The organism is Streptomyces sp. NPDC026246, assembly GCF_055567995.1.
The window spans coordinates 335,224-352,475 of the sequence record NZ_JBVHPJ010000001.1; the positions used below are offsets into that span (position 1 = coordinate 335,224).

13 protein-coding genes are annotated in these 17,252 nt (G+C 73.3%); 9 read left to right on the plus strand and 4 right to left on the minus strand.

Features of this window, described 5'->3' with window-relative positions; all coding sequences use genetic code 11:
* Positions 1–123: 123 nt before the first annotated feature.
* Positions 124–1,929: a 3-hydroxyacyl-CoA dehydrogenase family protein gene (locus tag ACZ4M5_RS01440; protein ID WP_467731867.1), complete on the minus strand. Its 1,806-nt coding sequence runs from the start codon at positions 1,927–1,929 to the stop codon at positions 124–126.
* 396 nt (positions 1,930–2,325) lie between these two features.
* Here ACZ4M5_RS01440 and ACZ4M5_RS01445 point away from each other — a divergent pair, with 396 nt between their 5' ends.
* On the plus strand, positions 2,326–2,901 hold the full coding sequence (locus tag ACZ4M5_RS01445) for an adenylosuccinate lyase (protein WP_467731869.1): 576 nt from the start codon (positions 2,326–2,328) through the stop codon (positions 2,899–2,901).
* 47 nt (positions 2,902–2,948) lie between these two features.
* Here the strand turns inward: ACZ4M5_RS01445 and ACZ4M5_RS01450 are convergent, their stop codons facing one another.
* The 3 genes from ACZ4M5_RS01450 to ACZ4M5_RS01460 form a co-directional block, all read right to left on the minus strand.
* Positions 2,949–3,521 carry a GNAT family N-acetyltransferase gene (locus tag ACZ4M5_RS01450; protein ID WP_467731871.1) on the minus strand — a complete coding sequence of 191 codons (573 nt, stop codon included), beginning with the start codon at positions 3,519–3,521 and terminating at the stop codon, positions 2,949–2,951.
* A 55-nt stretch (positions 3,522–3,576) separates the two neighbouring features.
* A complete protein-coding gene (locus tag ACZ4M5_RS01455) occupies positions 3,577–5,178 on the minus strand; it encodes an alpha/beta hydrolase (protein WP_467731873.1) in 1,602 nt (533 codons plus the stop codon).
* A gap of 137 nt (positions 5,179–5,315) precedes the next feature.
* A complete protein-coding gene (locus ACZ4M5_RS01460; protein ID WP_467731875.1) occupies positions 5,316–6,356 on the minus strand; it encodes an Rv2578c family radical SAM protein in 1,041 nt (346 codons plus the stop codon).
* A gap of 171 nt (positions 6,357–6,527) precedes the next feature.
* Between ACZ4M5_RS01460 and ACZ4M5_RS01465 the strand changes: the two genes are divergently transcribed.
* The 8 genes from ACZ4M5_RS01465 (at position 6,528) to ACZ4M5_RS01500 (ending at position 17,236) form a co-directional block, all read left to right on the plus strand.
* Positions 6,528–6,971, plus strand: coding sequence for an SRPBCC family protein (locus ACZ4M5_RS01465; RefSeq protein ID WP_467731877.1), 444 nt, complete (start codon positions 6,528–6,530; stop codon positions 6,969–6,971).
* A gap of 153 nt (positions 6,972–7,124) precedes the next feature.
* A complete protein-coding gene (locus ACZ4M5_RS01470) occupies positions 7,125–9,509 on the plus strand; it encodes an MFS transporter (RefSeq protein ID WP_467731879.1) in 2,385 nt (794 codons plus the stop codon).
* A gap of 158 nt (positions 9,510–9,667) precedes the next feature.
* Positions 9,668–10,501, plus strand: coding sequence for a M55 family metallopeptidase (locus ACZ4M5_RS01475; RefSeq protein ID WP_467731881.1), 834 nt, complete (start codon positions 9,668–9,670; stop codon positions 10,499–10,501).
* Positions 10,494–11,807: a M20/M25/M40 family metallo-hydrolase gene (locus tag ACZ4M5_RS01480; protein WP_467731883.1), complete on the plus strand. Its 1,314-nt coding sequence runs from the start codon at positions 10,494–10,496 to the stop codon at positions 11,805–11,807. The genes ACZ4M5_RS01475 and ACZ4M5_RS01480 overlap by 8 nt, the downstream gene beginning before the upstream one ends.
* 4 nt (positions 11,808–11,811) lie before the next feature.
* Positions 11,812–13,776: an LpqB family beta-propeller domain-containing protein gene (locus ACZ4M5_RS01485; protein ID WP_467731885.1), complete on the plus strand. Its 1,965-nt coding sequence runs from the start codon at positions 11,812–11,814 to the stop codon at positions 13,774–13,776.
* Positions 13,773–14,705, plus strand: coding sequence for a S66 peptidase family protein (locus tag ACZ4M5_RS01490; protein WP_467731887.1), 933 nt, complete (start codon positions 13,773–13,775; stop codon positions 14,703–14,705). Before ACZ4M5_RS01485 ends, ACZ4M5_RS01490 begins: the two co-directional genes overlap by 4 nt.
* A gap of 147 nt (positions 14,706–14,852) precedes the next feature.
* Entirely contained in the window at positions 14,853–16,643 is a 1,791-nt protein-coding gene (locus ACZ4M5_RS01495) for a CocE/NonD family hydrolase (protein ID WP_467731889.1), read from the plus strand.
* A 32-nt stretch (positions 16,644–16,675) separates the two neighbouring features.
* Positions 16,676–17,236, plus strand: coding sequence for a GNAT family N-acetyltransferase (locus tag ACZ4M5_RS01500; protein WP_467731891.1), 561 nt, complete (start codon positions 16,676–16,678; stop codon positions 17,234–17,236).
* Positions 17,237–17,252 lie beyond the last annotated feature (16 nt).

Sequence of the window (17,252 nt, forward strand, 5' to 3'; positions counted from 1 at the left end):
TGCATGTGCGCAGCTCGGTGCGCGTGACCTGGGTGCCGGAAGCCGCCGGGGGGCGGGGCGGACCGGTCCGGGCCGAACAGCCCGCCCCACTCCGCCCCGGACCGGGACCGGCCGCCGGGACGCTCAGCGCTTGGCATATTCGCGGAAGCCGCGGCCGGTCTTCCGGCCGAGGCAGCCCGCGGCCACCAGATGCTCCAGCAGCGGCGCCGGGGCGAGACCCGGGTCGCGGAACTCGCGGTGCAGGACCTTCTCGATGGCGAGCGAGACGTCGAGTCCGACGACGTCCAGCAGTTCGAACGGACCCATCGGGTAGCCGCCGCCCAGCTTCATCGCGGCGTCGATGTCGTCGAGCGTTGCGTAGTGCTCCTGCACCATCTTGACCGCGTTGTTGAGGTACGGGAACAGCAGCGCGTTCACGATGAAACCGGCCCGGTCCCCGCAGTCCACCGCGTGCTTGCGGATCCGGCCGCACACCTCGCGGACCGTGGCGTGCACGTCGTCGGCGGTCAGCACGGTGCGCACGACCTCGACCAGCTTCATCGCCGGCGCCGGGTTGAAGAAGTGCATCCCGATGACGTCCTGCGGCCGCGAGGTGGCCCGGGCACAGGCGACGACCGGCAGGGAGGAGGTGGTCGTGGCCAGGATCGCGCCCGGCTTGCAGACCTTGTCCAGCGCGGCGAACAGCTGCCGCTTGACCTCCAGGTCCTCGGCGACCGCCTCCAGGGCCAGATCGACGCCGGCGAAGTCCTCGTAGGTGCCGGTGGCCGTGATGCGGTCCAGGGTCTCGGCGGCGGCCTCGGCGGTCATGCGGCCCTTGTCGACCGAGCGCGCCAGGGACTTGCCGATGCGGGCCTTGGCGGTCTGCGCCTTCTCCTCGCTGCGCGCGGCCAGGACGACCTGGTAGCCGGCCTTGGCGAAGACCTCGGCGATCCCGGAGGCCATGGTGCCCGAACCGGCCACCCCGACCGAGGAGACGGTCCGGCCGGCGAGGGCCGTGCCGTTCTCCGACGGGGTCAGCGCGTCCGGCACGACGACGGCGCTGCCCGGCGCCTCGTACGTGTAGAAGCCGCGCCCCGCCTTGCGGCCCGTCAGGCCCGCCTCGCTGAGCTGCCTGAGGATCGGGGCCGGGGCGTGCAGCCGGTCGTGGGACTCGGCGTACATGGCCTCCAGGACCGTGCGCGCGGTGTCGACGCCGATCAGGTCGAGCAGCGCCAGCGGGCCCATGGGCAGTCCGCAGCCCAGCCGCATGGCGGCGTCGATGTCCTCGCGGGAGGCGTACCTCGCCTCGTACATGGCGGCGGCCTGGTTGAGGTAGCCGAACAGCAGGCCGTCGGCGACGAAACCGGGCCGGTCGCCGACCGCGACGGGCTCCTTGCCGAGGTCGAGCGCGAGGTCGGTGACGGCCGTGACGGCGGCGGGGGCGGTCAGCACCGAGGACACGACCTCGACCAGCTTCATCGCCGGCGCCGGGTTGAAGAAGTGCAGGCCCAGGACCCGTTCGGGCCGCGCGGAGTCGGCCGCCAGCCGCGTGACGGACAGCGCGTTGGTGCCGGTCGCCAGGATCGTCCCCGGGCGCACGATCCCGTCGAGCTCCCGGAAGATCTGCTGCTTGACCTCGTACGACTCCGGGGCCACCTCGATGACCAGGTCGGCGTCGGCCGCGGCACGCAGGTCGGTGGAGGTGCGCACCCGGGCCAGGATCCCGGCACGGTCCTGCTCGGTCAGCCGGCCGCGCTCCACACCGCGGGCGGTGGAGGCTTCCAGGGCGGCGACGCACGTGGCGGCCTGGGCCTCGCTGATGTCGATGCCGACGACCTCGCGGCCGGCCTTGGCGAGGACCTCGGCGATGCCGGTGCCCATCGTGCCGAGACCGACGACGGCGACGGTGCGCAGCGGGGACTGGGACGGGTCGGAAAGGGGAGTGGCCATCGCGGGACTCCAGGATGAGGGTGACGACGGGGAACGCCTCCCGGGTGCGCCGCGCGAGGACCGGCGGAAGCCGGGTCGCGGACGCACCGGGTGCGTGAGGAATGCGGGTGTGGGCCGGGCTGCGAAGCGCACACGCCCGGTGCCGTCTTCCGCGGGCGTGCACACGCCCGGAGGGGACGGCCGTCCGACCGGCCCTGTCCCGGGGCCGAGCCGTACTGCGGTACCTGAGGCACCGAACCGACTGCTCTCACGGCGGCCGCGTCACCAGACCGCCCTGAGGGATCGCGAGTGGGTAACTCGCTCGTCTGAGCTTAACCGGCGGGTAACGAGCGCGCCAGCCCCCGGTGTTTGTGATGTACGTCCCGTGCGGGCCCCGGCCCGCCTAACCTCTCCGTCATGGACGAAGAGTTGCGATCACTCACGGAGCGCTTACGGCAGGAGTCCGCAGACCCGCCGGCGTTCGAGCGGCTCGTGGCGACCGACGACCCGGACGTGCTCGCGGCGGTGCTGACCGAACAGGGCCGGCCGCTGTGGGCACGGGAACTGGCCGCGTTCCGGCTGGGCGTGGCGGGGGACCGGCGGGCCTTCGAGTCGCTGGTGCTGCTGCTCAACCACCGTGATCCACCGCGCTGCGCCTCCGCCGCGTACGCCCTCGCCCGGCTCGGCGACCCCCGCACCGCACGCGCGGCCGCCGCCCTCGCCACCAACGAACTGCGCGTCGCCTACGCCCTGCACCCGGTGCGGCTCCTGGTGGACCTGCGGGCAGCGGAGGCCGTGCCGGCGCTGATCACCACCCTGCGGCGGCGGTTGCGCCCGCACGACCCCTACCGCCGGGTCGCCCTGGCCTGTGTGGACGGGCTCGGGACCCTGGGCGACGACCGGGCCCGCCCGGTGCTGAACGAGGCCCTCGCCCATCCGGCGCTGGCCGAGGCGGCGGTACGGGCCCTGGGGCGGATCCCCGGACCCAGGTGAGGTGCCGGCCTCCGTCCACCGCGGCGGGCCGGCGGTCGCCGGACGCGTCAGCGGGACAGGGGCCGGACGTACCGCACCTCGGGCACCGCGACCCCGTCCACCTCGAAGGACTCCGCGGCGCCGTCCGCACGGAAGCCGGCCCGTTCGTAGAAGCGGCGGGCCCGGTCGTTGTCATCGAGCACCCACAGGAACATGCGGCCGTGGCCGGCGGCGGCGCACCGCGCGACCGACTCCGAGAGCAGCGCCCGCCCGGCGCCTCGGCCCAGGCGGCAGGGGTGGACGTAGACGGCGTACAACTCGGCGTCCCCGGTGAGGGCGTCCCCGTCCCGGTACGGCCCGTGGCAGGCCCAGCCGACGAGTTCACCGGCGGCGTCCTCGGCCACCAGGTTCACCACCCGGCCGCCGGCCTGCGAGAGGTGCGCGCGGCGGCGCCCGGCATCCTCCTCGACGCTGAGTCCGTCGAGATACGACTGCGGCATCATGCCCCGGTAGGCGTGCTGCCAGCCGCGGGTGCGGATCTCGGCGACGCCCTCGCAGTCGGCGAGGGTCATCTCCCGTATCCGCACGGCGGCGGAGGCGCGGCCACCGCCGGGGACGCGCTCGCTCGTCGGCTCGTTCATGGGTCCATGGTGGCCCACGGCCGACGGCGTCCGTCCCCGACGGGTCGTCAGCCGCTCAGGGGCGGAAGCCGAGCAGTCCGTGCAGCGCCGAGCCCTTCGAGGAGGCCGGCGCCGTCCCCCGTGCCGCGGCGCGGGCGCCGGACGCCGCGGGCTCCGGATCGGGCAGAGCCTCGCAGACCGCGTCCGCCTCGCCGTAACCGCGCGGCACGGTGCCGTCCGTGAGGTAGGCGGCCAGGTGCTTGTCCAGGCAGGCGTTGCCGCTCAGCGTGATGCCGTGGTTGCCGCCGCCCTGCTCGACCACCAGGCTGGACCGGGCCAGCAGTCGGTGGGTGGTGACGGCACCCTCGTACGGGGTGGCCGCGTCGCCGGTCGCCTGGAACAGCAGTACCGGGGGCAGCTTGCCGTTGGCGACGTTCACCGGGCGCAGCGAGCCCGTCGGCCAGAACGCGCACGGCGCGTTGTACCAGGCGTTGTTCCAGGTCATGAAGGGCGCCTTGTCGTACACCGCCCAGTTGTCCCTGCGCCACTGCCGCCAGTCGCGCGGCCAGCCGGCGTCCCGGCACTGGACCGCGGTGTAGACGCTGTACCCGTTGTCACCGGAGGCGTCGACCGCGCCGAGGCTCTCGTACGCCTCGACCAGTGGCCCGGGGTCCTTGTCGACGGCGTACGCCGCGAACGCCTCGGCCAGGAGCGGCCAGTAGCCGTTGTAGTAGCCGCCGGGGACGAAGGTGTCCTCCAGCTCCGAGGCGCCCACCGTGCCCTGCGCGGGCTTCTTCGCCAGGGCCGCGCGCATGGCGTACCACCTGGCCTCGACCTGCTCCGGGTCGGTGCCCAGCCCGTAGGCGCTGTCGTGCCGTGCGACCCAGGCCAGGAAGGCGCGGTGGCGGTCGTTGAAGGCCACGTCCTGGTTCAGGTTGGCCTCGTACCAGACGTCGGTCGGGTCGACGACCGAGTCCAGGACCAGCCGCCGGACGCGCTCGGGGAAGTACCGGGCGTACACCGCCCCCAGGTAGGTGCCGTACGAGTAGCCGAAGTAGTTGATCTTCTCGGCGCCCAGGGCGCGCCGGATCGCGTCCATGTCGCGCACGGCGCTGGTGGTGTCGATGTAGGGCAGGAGGTGCCGGTACTTCTTGCCACAGGCGGCGGCGAAGGCCTTGGCGCGGTCGAGGTTGGCCTTCTCGATCGCGGGCGTCGCCGGAACGGAGTCCGGGCGGACCGGGTCGAAGTGGCCCGGCTTGCAGTCCAGGGCGGGCTTGCTCGCTCCCACGCCGCGCGGGTCGAAGCCGATGACGTCGTACTGGGCCGCGACCTTGGCGGGCAGGGACGAGGCGACGAACCCGGCGAGGGTCAGGCCGCTGCCGCCGGGGCCGCCCGGGTTGACCAGCAACGGGCCCTGGTAGGTGCGGGCGGTGTGCGGGACGCGGGACAGGGCGAGGGTGATCTGCTTCCCCCGCGGCCTGCGGTGGTCCAGCGGTACCTTCAGGGACGCGCACTGGAGCGTCGGGTGGTCGTCGGTGGCGCAGCTCTTCCAGGAGAGCTTCGCGGTCTGCACGGTGGTGGGGGCGGTGCTGGTTGCGCTCGCCTCGGCGGGAACGGCCGTGAAGGTCCCGGCCATGACGACGGCGGCGCCGCACAGCGCGGCTGCGCGTTTTCTCATGGAGTCCTCCCAGGACGGCGGGATGTCGGACCGCGGGGGTCACCGTCCTCGCCGCATCGTCCCGGAATCCGGTCCTGGAAGAACTCATTCCGTAAAACTCATGACCCGATTGGATCGTCGGTTGCGCTCGAATGCTCCTAAAGGAGCGAAAGTTGGGTGGGGCCGGACGCGGGCGGTTCCGCCGCCGGCTCGGGCGGCCGGATCCGCCGCGGTGCCGCTGGGCGCGTGGGCCCGATGCCGTACTCCTCGGCCAGCTCGTGCACCTGACGGGTGATCCGGCGCTGGTACCACTTCGGCGCGTAGGAGCCGTCGGCGTACAGCCGCTCGTAGCGCGCCACCAGATACGGGTGGTGGCGGGCCAGCCAGGCCATGAACCACTCCCGGGCGCCGGGCCGCAGATGCAGCACCAGCGGGGTGACGGACGCTGCACCACAGGCCGCTATCTCCCGTACGGTCGCGCGCAGTTGGTCCGGACCGTCGCTCAGGAAGGGGATGACCGGCGCCATCAGCACACCGCAGCCGATGCCGAGCTCCCCGAAGGCACGGACGACCTCCAGGCGCCGCTGCGGTGCGGGGGTGCCCGGCTCGACGGTGCGCCACAGCTCCTGGTCGGTGAAGCCGACGGAGACCGAGATGCCGACGTCGGTCACCTCGGCCGCCTGCCTGATCAGGTCCAGGTCGCGCAGGATCAGCGTGCCCTTGGTCAGGATGGAGAACGGGTTGGCGTGGTCGCGCAGGGCCGAGATGATGCCCGGCATCAGCCGGTAGCGGCCCTCGGCGCGCTGGTAGCAGTCGACGTTGGTGCCCATCGCGATGTGCTCGCCGTGCCAGCGGGGCGAGGCGAGCTGGCGCCGCAGCAGCTCGGGCGCGTTGGTCTTGACGACGATCTGGCTGTCGAAGCCCAGCCCGGTGTCGAGGTCGAGGTAGCTGTGCGTCTTGCGCGCGAAGCAGTACACGCACGCGTGGGAGCACCCCCGGTAGGGGTTGACCGTCCACTGGAACGACATCCGCGAGACCGCGGGCACCCGGTTGATGATCGACCGGGCCCGGATCTCGTGGAAGGTGATCCCCGCGAACTCCGGTGTGTCGAAGGTCCGGGTCGTCACCGTGTCCGCGCCGAACAGCGCGGCGTCGGCCCGGCCGTGTTCGGAGTCCACGGTGAGGTTCTCCCAGCGCATGACGCCTCCTCGGTAGCACTGCCCACACAATAGAACACATGTTCCCTTGATCGTGCGAGGGTGCTTTCCGAACGGGTGCGACCGTGTTGTGCCACCCCGATTTGGGGGGCCGCGCGGCGGGGTGGTTGGCTTGCCCCGACCCCCCGAGCAACCAGGTCCTGGAGGAAAGCGATGGCGCAGGTCGAGGCCACTACGGAGCGGATCGTCGCGGCGGACGCGGAGACGGTGTTCGACGCCCTCGCCGACTACAACGGCACGCGCGCGAAGCTGCTGCCCGAGCAGTTCAGCGAGTACGAGGTGCGCGAGGGCGGGGACGGCGAGGGCACCCTGGTGCACTGGAAGCTCCAGGCCACCAGCAAGCGGGTGCGCGACTGCCTCCTGGAGGTCACCGAGCCCACCGACGGCGAGCTCGTCGAGAAGGACCGCAACTCCTCCATGGTCACCACCTGGCGCGTCACCCCGGCCGGGGAGGGGAAGTCCCGGGTCGTGGTGACCACCACCTGGACGGGCGCCGGCGGCATCGGCGGCTTCTTCGAGAAGACCTTCGCCCCCAAGGGGCTGGGCCGCATCTACGACGCGGTGCTCACCCGGCTCGCCGCCGAGGTCGAGAAGTAGGCCGCCAAGAGTCCACCCGGGAGGGCCTGTTGAGGTCCTCACCGGTTCGAGTGATCTCCGTACGGTTCGCTCCTGTGCCGTAACTCGTCGCGCTTGCTCGTAGTTGTCGCTTTTACGCGGGAATTGTGCGGCACGCGACGAGGGGAGCGGTGAGTGGGCGGGATCACTCTGGCGCAGGACGAACCGGCGGTGGCGCCTCCCGCCACCCCGGCGCCGCCGCCGGACCCGGAGGGTGAACCGGCCCCGCAGCGGGTCCGGCTGGTCTTCTTCGCGCTCATGCTGGCCCTGCTCCTGGCCGCCCTGGAGCAGATGATCGTCGCCACGGCGCTGCCGAAGATCGTCGGCGAACTGCACGGTCTGGACCGCATGTCCTGGGCGATCACCGCCTACCTGCTCACCGCCACGGTCGGACTGCCGATCTACGGCAAGCTCGGGGACCTGCTCGGCCGCAAGGGCGTCTTCCAGTTCGCCATCGTCGTCTTCGTCGTGGGCTCCGCCCTGGCGGGCCGCGCGCAGACCATGGACCAGCTGATCGCCTTCCGCGCCCTCCAGGGCGTCGGCGCGGGCGGGCTCATGATCGGGGTCCAGGCGATCATCGCCGACATCGTGCCGCCCCGGCAGCGCGGGCGCTACATGGGGCTGATCGGCGCATCCTTCGGCCTCGCCTCGGTGGCCGGCCCCCTCCTCGGCGGCTACTTCACCGACCACCTCTCCTGGCGCTGGTGCTTCTACGTCAACGTCCCTTTCGGCATCGTCACGTTCGCCGTCGTCGCGGTCGCGCTGAAGCTGCCGAAACCCGCCGCCCGGGCCCGGTTCGACGTCCTCGGTGCGCTGCTGCTGACCGCCGCCTCCACCTGCCTGGTGCTGCTGACCAGCTGGGGCGGGACCGAACACCCCTGGGGCTCGCGGGTGATCCTCGGCCTGGCCGCGGGAGCGGGGGCGGCGACCGTGCTCTTCCTGGTCGTCGAGCGGTTCGCCGTCGAACCCCTCATGCCGCTGCGACTGTTCAGGGACTCCGTCTTCAACGTCACCGGCCTGGTGGGCCTGGTGGTCGGCGTCGGGCTGTTCGGCGCGGCCAGCTACCTGCCGACGTACCTGCAGATGGTCGACGGCGCCTCCGCCACCGAGTCGGGCCTGCTCATGCTGCCCATGATGGCCGGCATCGTCGGCGCCTCCATCGTCTCGGGGCAGCTCATCAGCCACACCGGCCGCTACAAGGCCTACCCGATCCTCGGCGGCGTGCTCTCCGTCGCCGGCATGTGGCTGCTGTCCCGGCTGGAGGTCGGCACACCCCGGCTGCACTACAGCATCTGGATGGCCGTCCTCGGCGCGGGCATCGGCCTGGTGATGCCGGTGCTCGTCCTCGCCGTGCAGAACTCGGTGCGCCCGGGCGACCTCGGCACCGCCACCAGCGCCAACAACTACTTCCGGCAGATCGGCGGCAGCGTCGGGGCCGCCGTCTTCGGCACCCTGTTCGCCGACCGGCTCGCCGACGCCCTGGCCGAGCGCCTCCCGGCCGGCGGCGGCCTCCCCGACCCCGAGGCCATCACGCCGCAGCTGGTGCATGCCCTGCCCCCGGCCCTGCGCGACGGCTACATCCGGGCCTACGCCGACGCCATGCCACGGATCTTCCTCTACCTGGTGCCGGTGCTGGTCCTCGGACTGGTCATCGCCTTCTTCCTCAAGGAGAAACCCCTGGTGTCCCACAACGCCTCGCTGACCGACCCGGGCACGGTGCCGGGGACGGCCCCGGTCCCGCCGGCGCGCGCCGCGTACGCCGGCGGCGTCCCCGTCTGCGGCTCGGTGCAGCACCCCGACGGAACCGTCGTGCCCCGCGCGGCGCTCACCCTCATCGACGTCACCGGACAGCAGACCGGACGCGGCGCGAGCGGTGACGACGGCAGGTACGCGCTCGCCACTCCCGGCCCCGGCTCCTACGTGCTGATCGCCGCGGCCGGCGGCCACCAGCCGCAGGCCGTCTCCGTGACCGTGGGGGAGCGGCCCGTCGAACTCGACATCGTGCTCGGCGGCGCAGGCAACCTCGTCGGCAGCGTGGTCACCGCCGACGGCACCCCCGTGCGGGAGGCCACCGTCACCCTCACCAACGTGCACGGCGAGGTCGTGGCCACCACCCGCACCGGCCGCGAGGGCGGCTACGTCATCACCGAGCTGGTGGCGGGCGAGTACACCCTCGCCGCCAGCGCCCCCGCCTTCCGCCCCGCGGCGCTGCCCGTCACCGTCCAGGCGGCCCGGGAGACCCGCCGGGACATCGAACTGGCCGGCGGCGCCGTCCTGCGCGGCACCGTCCGGGCCGGCGGCGGACGGCCCGTGGAGGACGCCCGCGTGACCCTGCTGGACGTGGCGGGCAACGTCGTCGACACCCTCACCACCGGCCCCGACGGCACGTTCCGCTTCGTCGACCTGTCCTCCGGTGAGTACACCGTCATCGCCGCCGGCTACCCCCCGGTCGCCACCGTCCTGCAGGTGGCCGGAGGCGGTCGCACCGAGCGCGATCTCCAGCTCGGCCACGAGGACTGAACGACGAGGACCGAACCAGGAGGACCGAACCACGCGGTGCCCTCGCGGCGGCCGGCCGCGGGGGCGTACCGTCTCCACGTGGGGCGGCGTCGTAGCCGGGTGCGCCCGCAGCGCGTAACGTGACGAACCATGAAGATCTCCACCCCGGACGGCTCGTCATGAGAATCCTCATCAGCGCCGACATGGAGGGCGCGACCGGCGTCACCTGGCCGGACGACGTGATGCCCGGCGCCTCCCAGTGGGAGCGCTGCCGCGCGCTGTTCACCTCGGACGTCAACGCGGCCGTGCTCGGCTTCCACGACGGCGGCGCCGACGAGGTGATCATCAACGAGGCGCACTCGACGATGCGCAACCTGCTGCTGGAGCAACTGGACGAGCGGGCCCAGATGCTCACCGGCCGGCACAAGGCGCTGTCCATGGTGGAGGGCGTGCAGCACGGCGACGTCGACGGCATCGCGTTCGTCGGCTACCACGCGGGCGCCGGCATGGAGGGCGTCCTGGCGCACACCTACCTCGCCAACTCCATCACGGGCGTGTGGCTCGACGGCGTCCGGGCGAGCGAGGGGCTGCTCAACGCGCACGTCGTCGCCGAGTTCGGGGTGCCGGTGGTGCTGGTCACCGGCGACGACGTGGCCTGCGAGGACGCGCTCGGCTACGCGCCGCAGGCACTGAAGGTCGCCGTCAAGGACCACGTGTCGCGGTACGCGGCCGTGTGCCGCACACCCGCCCGCACCGCGGCGGACATCCGGGCCGCGGCGACGGAGGCCGCCGCGCTGGCGGTCCGTCACGAACCGGTCAGCGGCGGGCCGTTCACGATCGCCGTCGAGTTCGACGCCGAGCACCTGGCGATGGCGGCCACCGTCGTGCCGGGGGTGGACAGGATCGCGGAACGCAAGGTGGCGTACACGAGCGGGACCATGTACGAGGGCATCCGCGCCTTCAAGGCGGTCACCACGATCGTCGCGGCCGCGGTGGAGGAGCAGTATGGCTGAGCAGGTGGACGCGCAGGCACTGGAGGAGGTCGTGACGTACACGTCCGACCTCATCCGCATCGACACCACCAACCGGGGCGGCGGGGACTGCCGGGAGCGGCCCGCCGCCGAGTACGCCGCCGCACGCCTGGCCGAGGCCGGCATCGAACCGACGCTGCTGGAGCGCACGGAGGGCCGGACCAACGTCGTCGCCCGCATCGAGGGCACCGACCCGGGGGCCGACGCGCTGCTGCTCCACGGCCACCTCGACGTCGTGCCCGCCGCGGCCGCCGACTGGAGCGTGCACCCGTTCTCGGGCGAGGTCCGCGACGGCGTGGTCTGGGGGCGCGGCGCCGTCGACATGAAGAACATGGACGCGATGATCCTGTCCGTGGTGCGCGCCTGGGCCCGCCTGGGCGTACGGCCCCGCCGGGACATCGTCGTCGCCTTCACCGCCGACGAGGAGGCCAGCGCCGAGGACGGCGCGGGGTTCCTCGTGGGCCGGCACGCCGGCCTGTTCGAGGGCTGCACGGAGGGCATCAGCGAATCCGGGGCGTTCACCTTCCACGACGGCAACGGCCGGCAGATCTACCCCGTGGCCGCCGGGGAGCGCGGCACCGCCTGGCTGAAGCTCACCGCCCGCGGCCGCGCAGGGCACGGCTCCAAGGTCAACCGGGACAACGCGGTGACCCGGCTCGCGGCCGCCGTCACCCGCATAGGCGAGTACGAGTGGCCCCTGCGCCCCACCGCGACCGTACGCGCGGCGCTCGCCGAACTCGCCGCGCTCTACGGCATCGACGGTGACCTCGACGACGTCGACGTACTGCTGCGCAAACTCGGCCCCGCCGCGAAGCTCGTCGAGTCGACCGTGCGCAACAGCGCCAACCCGACCATGCTGGACGCCGGTTACAAGGTCAACGTGATCCCGGGCGAGGCCGTCGCCCACGTGGACGGCCGGTTCCTGCCCGGCGGCGAGGACGAGTTCCGCAGCACCCTCGACCGCCTCACCGGCCCCGACGTGGACTGGGAGTTCCACCACCGCGAGGTCGCCCTGGAGTCGCCGCTCGACTCCCCGACCTACGCCCGGATGCGGGCGGCGATCGAGGAGTTCGCCCCCGAGGGGCACGTCGTGCCCTACTGCATGTCCGGCGGTACGGACGCCAAGCAGTTCTCACGCCTGGGTGTCACCGGCTACGGTTTCACCCCGCTCAGGCTCCCGGAGGGCTACGACTACGCCGCCATGTTCCACGGAGTCGACGAGCGGGTGCCGGTCGAGGCGCTGCACTTCGGCGTCCGCGTGCTCGACCGGTTCCTGCGGACGGTCTGAACGAGTGGGGGAGACGGTGCGGACGCTGGCGTACGGGGCGTGGCCCTCGCCCATCGACGCGGCGACGACCGCCGCGCACGACGGGCACCCGGAGTACGTGGACTTCGTCGGTGACGAGGTGTGGTGGACCGAGCCGCGCCCCACCGAGGGCGGCCGGCGCACGCTGGTGCGGCGGCACGCGGACGGCCGCGAGGAGCCCGTGCTGCCCGCGCCGTGGAACGTGCGCAGCCGGGTCATCGAGTACGGCGGGCACCCGTGGGCAGCGCTCCCGGGCGATCAGGGCCCGCTGGTGGTGTTCGTGCACTTCGCCGACCAGCGCCTGTACCGCTGGGAGCCCGGCGGTGAGCCGCGCCCGCTGACGCCCCTGTCCCCGGTGGGCGGCGGGCTGCGCTGGGCCGAGCCGCTGCTGCGGCCCGAGCGGGGCGAAGTCTGGTGCGTGCTGGAGGAGTTCACCGGCGACGGCCCCTCGGACGTCCGCCGCGTGCACGCCGCCGTCCCCCTGGACGGCTCCGCGGCCGGGGACCGGCGGGCCGTACGCGAACTCACCGGCGCGACACACCGGTTCGTCACCGGTGTGCGGCTCTCCCCGGACGGGCGGCGGGCGGCCTGGATCGGCTGGGACCACCCGCGCATGCCGTGGGACGGCACCGAACTGGTCCTCGCCGACGTCGGCGAGGACGGCACCCTGCACACACCCCGGACCGTGGCCGGCGGCCCGGGCGAGTCGGTGCCCCAGGCGTGTTTCACCCACGACGGGCGCCTGCTCCACGCGAGCGACCGCACCGGCTGGTGGAACCTCTACCTCGACGGCGAGCCGGTGTGCCCGCGCGAGGAGGAGTTCGGCGGCCCGCTGTGGAAGCTCGGGTCGCGCTGGTTCGCCCCGCTGGAGAGCGGGCTGATCGCCGTCGTGCACGGCCGCGGTGCCACGGCGCTCGGCGTCCTCGACCCGGAGACCGGCGAAGTCGTGGACGCGGCGGGCCCCTGGACCGAGTTCGCCCCCACCCTCGCCGCCCACGGCGACCGGATCGTCTCCGTCGGGGCGAGTCCGCGCAGTGCCCACGAGGTCGTGGAGCTCGACGCCCGCACCGGTCACGCCCGGGTCGTCGGCGCCGAACACGACGACGCCGTCGACCCGGCGTACTACCCCGAGCCACAGATCCGGACCTTCACCGGCCCCGACGGGCGCGACATCCACGCCCACGTCTACCCGCCGCACCACCCCGGCTGCGTCGCGCCCGGCGACGAACTGCCGCCCTACGTCGTCTGGGCGCACGGCGGGCCCACCGGCCGTGCCCCGCTGGTCCTCGACCTGGAGATCGCCTACTTCACCTCACGCGGCATCGGCGTCGCCGAGGTGAACTACGGCGGCTCGACCGGGTACGGCCGCCCCTACCGGGAGCGGCTGCGCGAGCAGTGGGGCGTGGTGGACGTCGAGGACTGCGCCGCCGTCGCCCTGGCCCTGGCCGAGGAGGGCACCGCCGACCGCGGCCGGCTCGCCGTACGGGGCGGCAGCGCGGGCGGCTGGACGGCGGCCGCCTCGCTCACCACGACCGGTGTCTACGCCTGCGGCACCATCAAGTACCCCATCCTCGACCTCGCCGGCTGGGGCAGCGGCGAGACCCACGACTTCGAGTCGCACTACCTGGAGGGCCTCATCGGGCCGCTCGCCGAGGTGCCCGCCCGCTACGAGGAACGGTCGCCCGCCGCCCACGCCGACCGCCTCACCGTGCCGTTCCTGCTGCTGCAGGGCCTGGACGACGTGATCTGCCCGCCCGTCCAGTGCGAGCGGTTCCTGGCCCGGCTCGCGGGCCGGAGGGTGCCGCACGCCTACCTCACCTTCGAGGGGGAGGGCCACGGATTCCGCCGGGCGGACACCATGGTGCGCGCCCTGGAGGCGGAACTGTCCCTGTACGCCCAGGCGTTCGGGCTGAACCCGCCCGGCATCCCGGCCCTGGAGCTCGACCGGTGAGAGCGCTTCTGCGGCCGCCCCGGCTCGTCCCCGGCGCCCGCGTGGCCGTCGTGGCCCCCAGCGGGCCGGTCCCCGAGGAGCGGTTGCAGGCCGGGCTGGACATCCTGCGGGGCTGGGACCTCGACCCCGTCGTGGCACCCCATGTGCTCGGCCGGCACGGCACCCTGGGCTATCTGGCCGCCACGGACGAACAGCGCGCCGCCGACCTCCAGCAGGCCTGGTGTGATCCGGCCGTCGCCGCGGTGTTCTGCGCCCGGGGCGGCTACGGTGCCCAGCGCATGGTCGACCTCGTCGACTGGGACGCCCTGCGGGCGGCGGGCCCGAAGGTGTTCGCCGGGTTCAGCGACATCACCGTCCTGCACCAGGCCTTCGCCACCCGTCTGCACCTGGTGACCCTGTACGGACCCGCCGCCGCCGGGGTGGACTTCCTCAAGCACGCCCGGGCGCAGGAGCATCTGCGGGCCACGCTCTTCGAGCCGGAGTCCGTACGGACGATCAGCGCCGTGCCCCCGGGCGGCCGGGCGCTGGTTCCCGGCCGGGCCCGGGGCGTCACGCTGGGCGGCTGCCTCAGCCTGCTCGCCGGCGACCTCGGCACCCCGCACGCCCGGCCCGGCGCCCGGGGCGGACTGCTGCTGCTGGAGGACGTGGCCGAGAGCCCGTACCGGCTGGACCGGTACCTGACCCAACTCCTGCGCACGGGCTGGCTGGACGGGACCGCGGGGGTCCTGCTGGGCTCCTGGGAGGGCTGCGATCCGTACGAGGACGTGCGGACGGTCCTGGTGGACCGGCTCGGCGGACTCGGCGTCCCCGTCGTGGAGGAGTTCGGGTTCGGCCACGGCGAGGGCGCGCTGACCCTGCCCCTGGGGATGGCGGCCGAACTCGACGCGGACGCGGGCACGTTGACGCTGGACGCGCCGGCGCTGAGCTGAACCGGACCGTTGTCGCAATCCCGGCCGGGAAACCCCCGTTTCGGTGATTGACGGCCCCTGACACGTGTCACACCATGACTACCGATCAGTACCTACTGGTCGGTATCCGGATTGGCCGGGTGTCGCCGCCCCACCGTGGAGGTCCGTGTGTCCCGACGCGCGCCCAGGTTCCGCGCACCGCTCGCCCTCGCTCTCGGCGCCGTCCTCGCCACCCCGCTCGTCGCCGCGCCGCCCGCGACCGCGGCCGGCTCCTACACCGTGACGCCGCTGACGTTCACCGTCCGGGCCGGGGAGCGGTCCTGCACCGTCGACGCCGATCTGTACCGGCCCACCGGGGCCGACCGGCACCGCCCCGCGCCCGCCGTGCTCGGCACGAACGGGTTCGGCGGCAGCAAGGCGGACGGCTCGACGGACAGCATCGGCAAGGTCTTCGCCTCGCGCGGCTACGTCTCCCTCGTCTACTCCGGACTCGGGTTCGGGCGCAGCGGCTGTCTCGTCTCCCTCGACGACCCGGACATCGACGGCGTCGCCGCCTCACAACTCGTCGACTTCCTGGCCGGCGAGCGCGCCGCCGACGACGGCACCACCGCCGATTTCGTCACCCTCGACGCCCCCGGCGACCCCCGCGTCGGCATGATCGGCGGTTCCTACGGCGGCGCCGTCCAACTGGCGACCGCCGCCGTCGACCACCGCCTCGACGCACTCGTGCCGATGATCACCTGGCACGACCTGGCGTACTCCCTCGCCCCGAACAACGCCGTCGGCGCCCCGGACGTCCCCGGCGTCTTCAAGTGGCAGTGGACCAACGGCTTCTACCTCATCGGGGAGGGCCAGCCGCTGCTCCAGCCGAGCCTCGACCCCTCCCGGGTCAACTCCCTGACCTGCCTGCACTTCGTCACCGGCGCCTGCCGCACGGTCCACACCCTCAACTCCGGGCGCTACCCCGCGGACCGCACCGCCGAGCTGCTCGCCTTCGCACGCGGCGTCTCCCCGGTGTCGTACCTGCACCGCGTCCGCACACCCACCCTGCTCGTGCAGGGCCAGGCCGACACCCTGTTCAACCTCGACGAGGCCACGGCCACCTACCGGACCCTGCGGGCACAGGGCACGCCCGTCAAGATGATCTGGCAGTCCTGGGGACACAGCGGCGGCCTCACCGGCCCGGGCAGCGGCGAACTCGACCTCTCCGGCGGTGACCTGGAGGCCAGCCACGTCGGCCGGCGCGTCCTCGCCTGGTTCGACCGCCACCTGCGCAAGCAGACGCACACCGACACCGGGCCCGCCTTCGCCTACCGCCGTGACTGGATCACCGACCCGGACCGCGCCTACGCCACCGCCGACCGCCTTCCCGGGCTCACCCGGACCCTGTACCTCTCCGGCGACGGCAGGCTCGTCGACCGCCGCAGCGAGGTGGTCCCCGGTTCCCGCCGCTACACCAACTGGCCCGTCCCCACGAGCCATTCGGAGAGCTCCCTCGCCGGGCTCCTGGGACTGCGGGACGGACCGCCGCGTGACACCAAGGGCACCCACCTCGCCTGGACCAGCGCGCCGCTGCCCCGGCCCCTCGACGTCGTCGGCGCCCCCCGGGCCACGCTGCGGGTGCACTCCCCGCAGGCCGAGCGCACCCAGAACTCCGCCGACGCCGCCGGCAAGCTGGTGCTGTTCGCCAAGGTCTACGACATCGCCCCCGACGGCACCCGCACCCTGGTGCACCGCCTGGTCGCCCCGGTCCGCGTACCGGACGTGACGCGCAGCTTCACCGTCACCCTCCCCGCCATCGTGCACCGGTACGGGACCGGGCACCGGCTGCGCTTCGTGATCGCCGCGAGTGACGACGCCTACTTCGGCAACCAGGGGACCAAGCCCGTGACGGTGGTCAGCGGACCCGGCGGCACCGGCGACACCGGCGTCCTGCGACTGCCGGCCGTCACGTCCTGAACGGGCGGCATGCGCGCGGCTACTGTGGCGGGGTGCCGCACCACGCATCCCGCTACCTCGCCGAGGGCCCCCGGGTGGGGATCCGCCACTTCACCCACGAGGACGGCGCCGAGTTCACCGCCCGCGCGCGGGAGAGCAAGGACCTGCACCACCCGTGGCTCTTCCCGCCCGACACGGCCCGTGCGTACACGGCGTACGCCGACCGGCTGATCGAGGACCCCACCCGGGTGGGCTTCCTGGTGTGCGAGAAGGGCGACGGGGCCATCGGCGGTTTCGTCAACGTCAACAACATCGTCCAGGGCGGCTTCCGGTCCGGAGCCCTCGGCTACGGGGCCTTCGCGCACGCCGCCGGACGCGGGCTGATGACCGAGGGCCTCGGCCTGGTCGTGGCGTACGCGTTCGGCCCGATGCGGCTGCACCGGCTGGAGATCAACGTCCAGCCCCTGAACGCCCCGTCGATCGCCCTGGCCCGGGCCTGCGGGTTCCGGCTGGAGGGCTTCTCGCCGAAGATGCTGTTCGTGGACGGGGCCTGGCGCGACCACCAGCGCTGGGCGATCACCGCCGAGACGGCCCGCGAGTCCGGGCGGCACTGAGCGGGGAAGCCGAGCG

Excerpts from the sequence above, each read along its gene's own strand:
- ACZ4M5_RS01445 (WP_467731869.1), top strand. The coding sequence starts at position 2,326 with ATGGACGAAGAGTTGCGATCACTCACGGAGCGCTTACGGCAGGAGTCC.
- ACZ4M5_RS01460 (WP_467731875.1), bottom strand. The coding sequence starts at position 6,356 with ATGCGCTGGGAGAACCTCACCGTGGACTCCGAACACGGCCGGGCCGAC.
- ACZ4M5_RS01475 (WP_467731881.1), top strand. The coding sequence starts at position 9,668 with ATGAGAATCCTCATCAGCGCCGACATGGAGGGCGCGACCGGCGTCACC.
- ACZ4M5_RS01440 (WP_467731867.1), bottom strand. The coding sequence starts at position 1,929 with ATGGCCACTCCCCTTTCCGACCCGTCCCAGTCCCCGCTGCGCACCGTC.
- ACZ4M5_RS01480 (WP_467731883.1), top strand. The coding sequence starts at position 10,494 with ATGGCTGAGCAGGTGGACGCGCAGGCACTGGAGGAGGTCGTGACGTAC.
- ACZ4M5_RS01455 (WP_467731873.1), bottom strand. The coding sequence starts at position 5,178 with ATGAGAAAACGCGCAGCCGCGCTGTGCGGCGCCGCCGTCGTCATGGCC.
- ACZ4M5_RS01465 (WP_467731877.1), top strand. The coding sequence starts at position 6,528 with ATGGCGCAGGTCGAGGCCACTACGGAGCGGATCGTCGCGGCGGACGCG.
- ACZ4M5_RS01450 (WP_467731871.1), bottom strand. The coding sequence starts at position 3,521 with ATGAACGAGCCGACGAGCGAGCGCGTCCCCGGCGGTGGCCGCGCCTCC.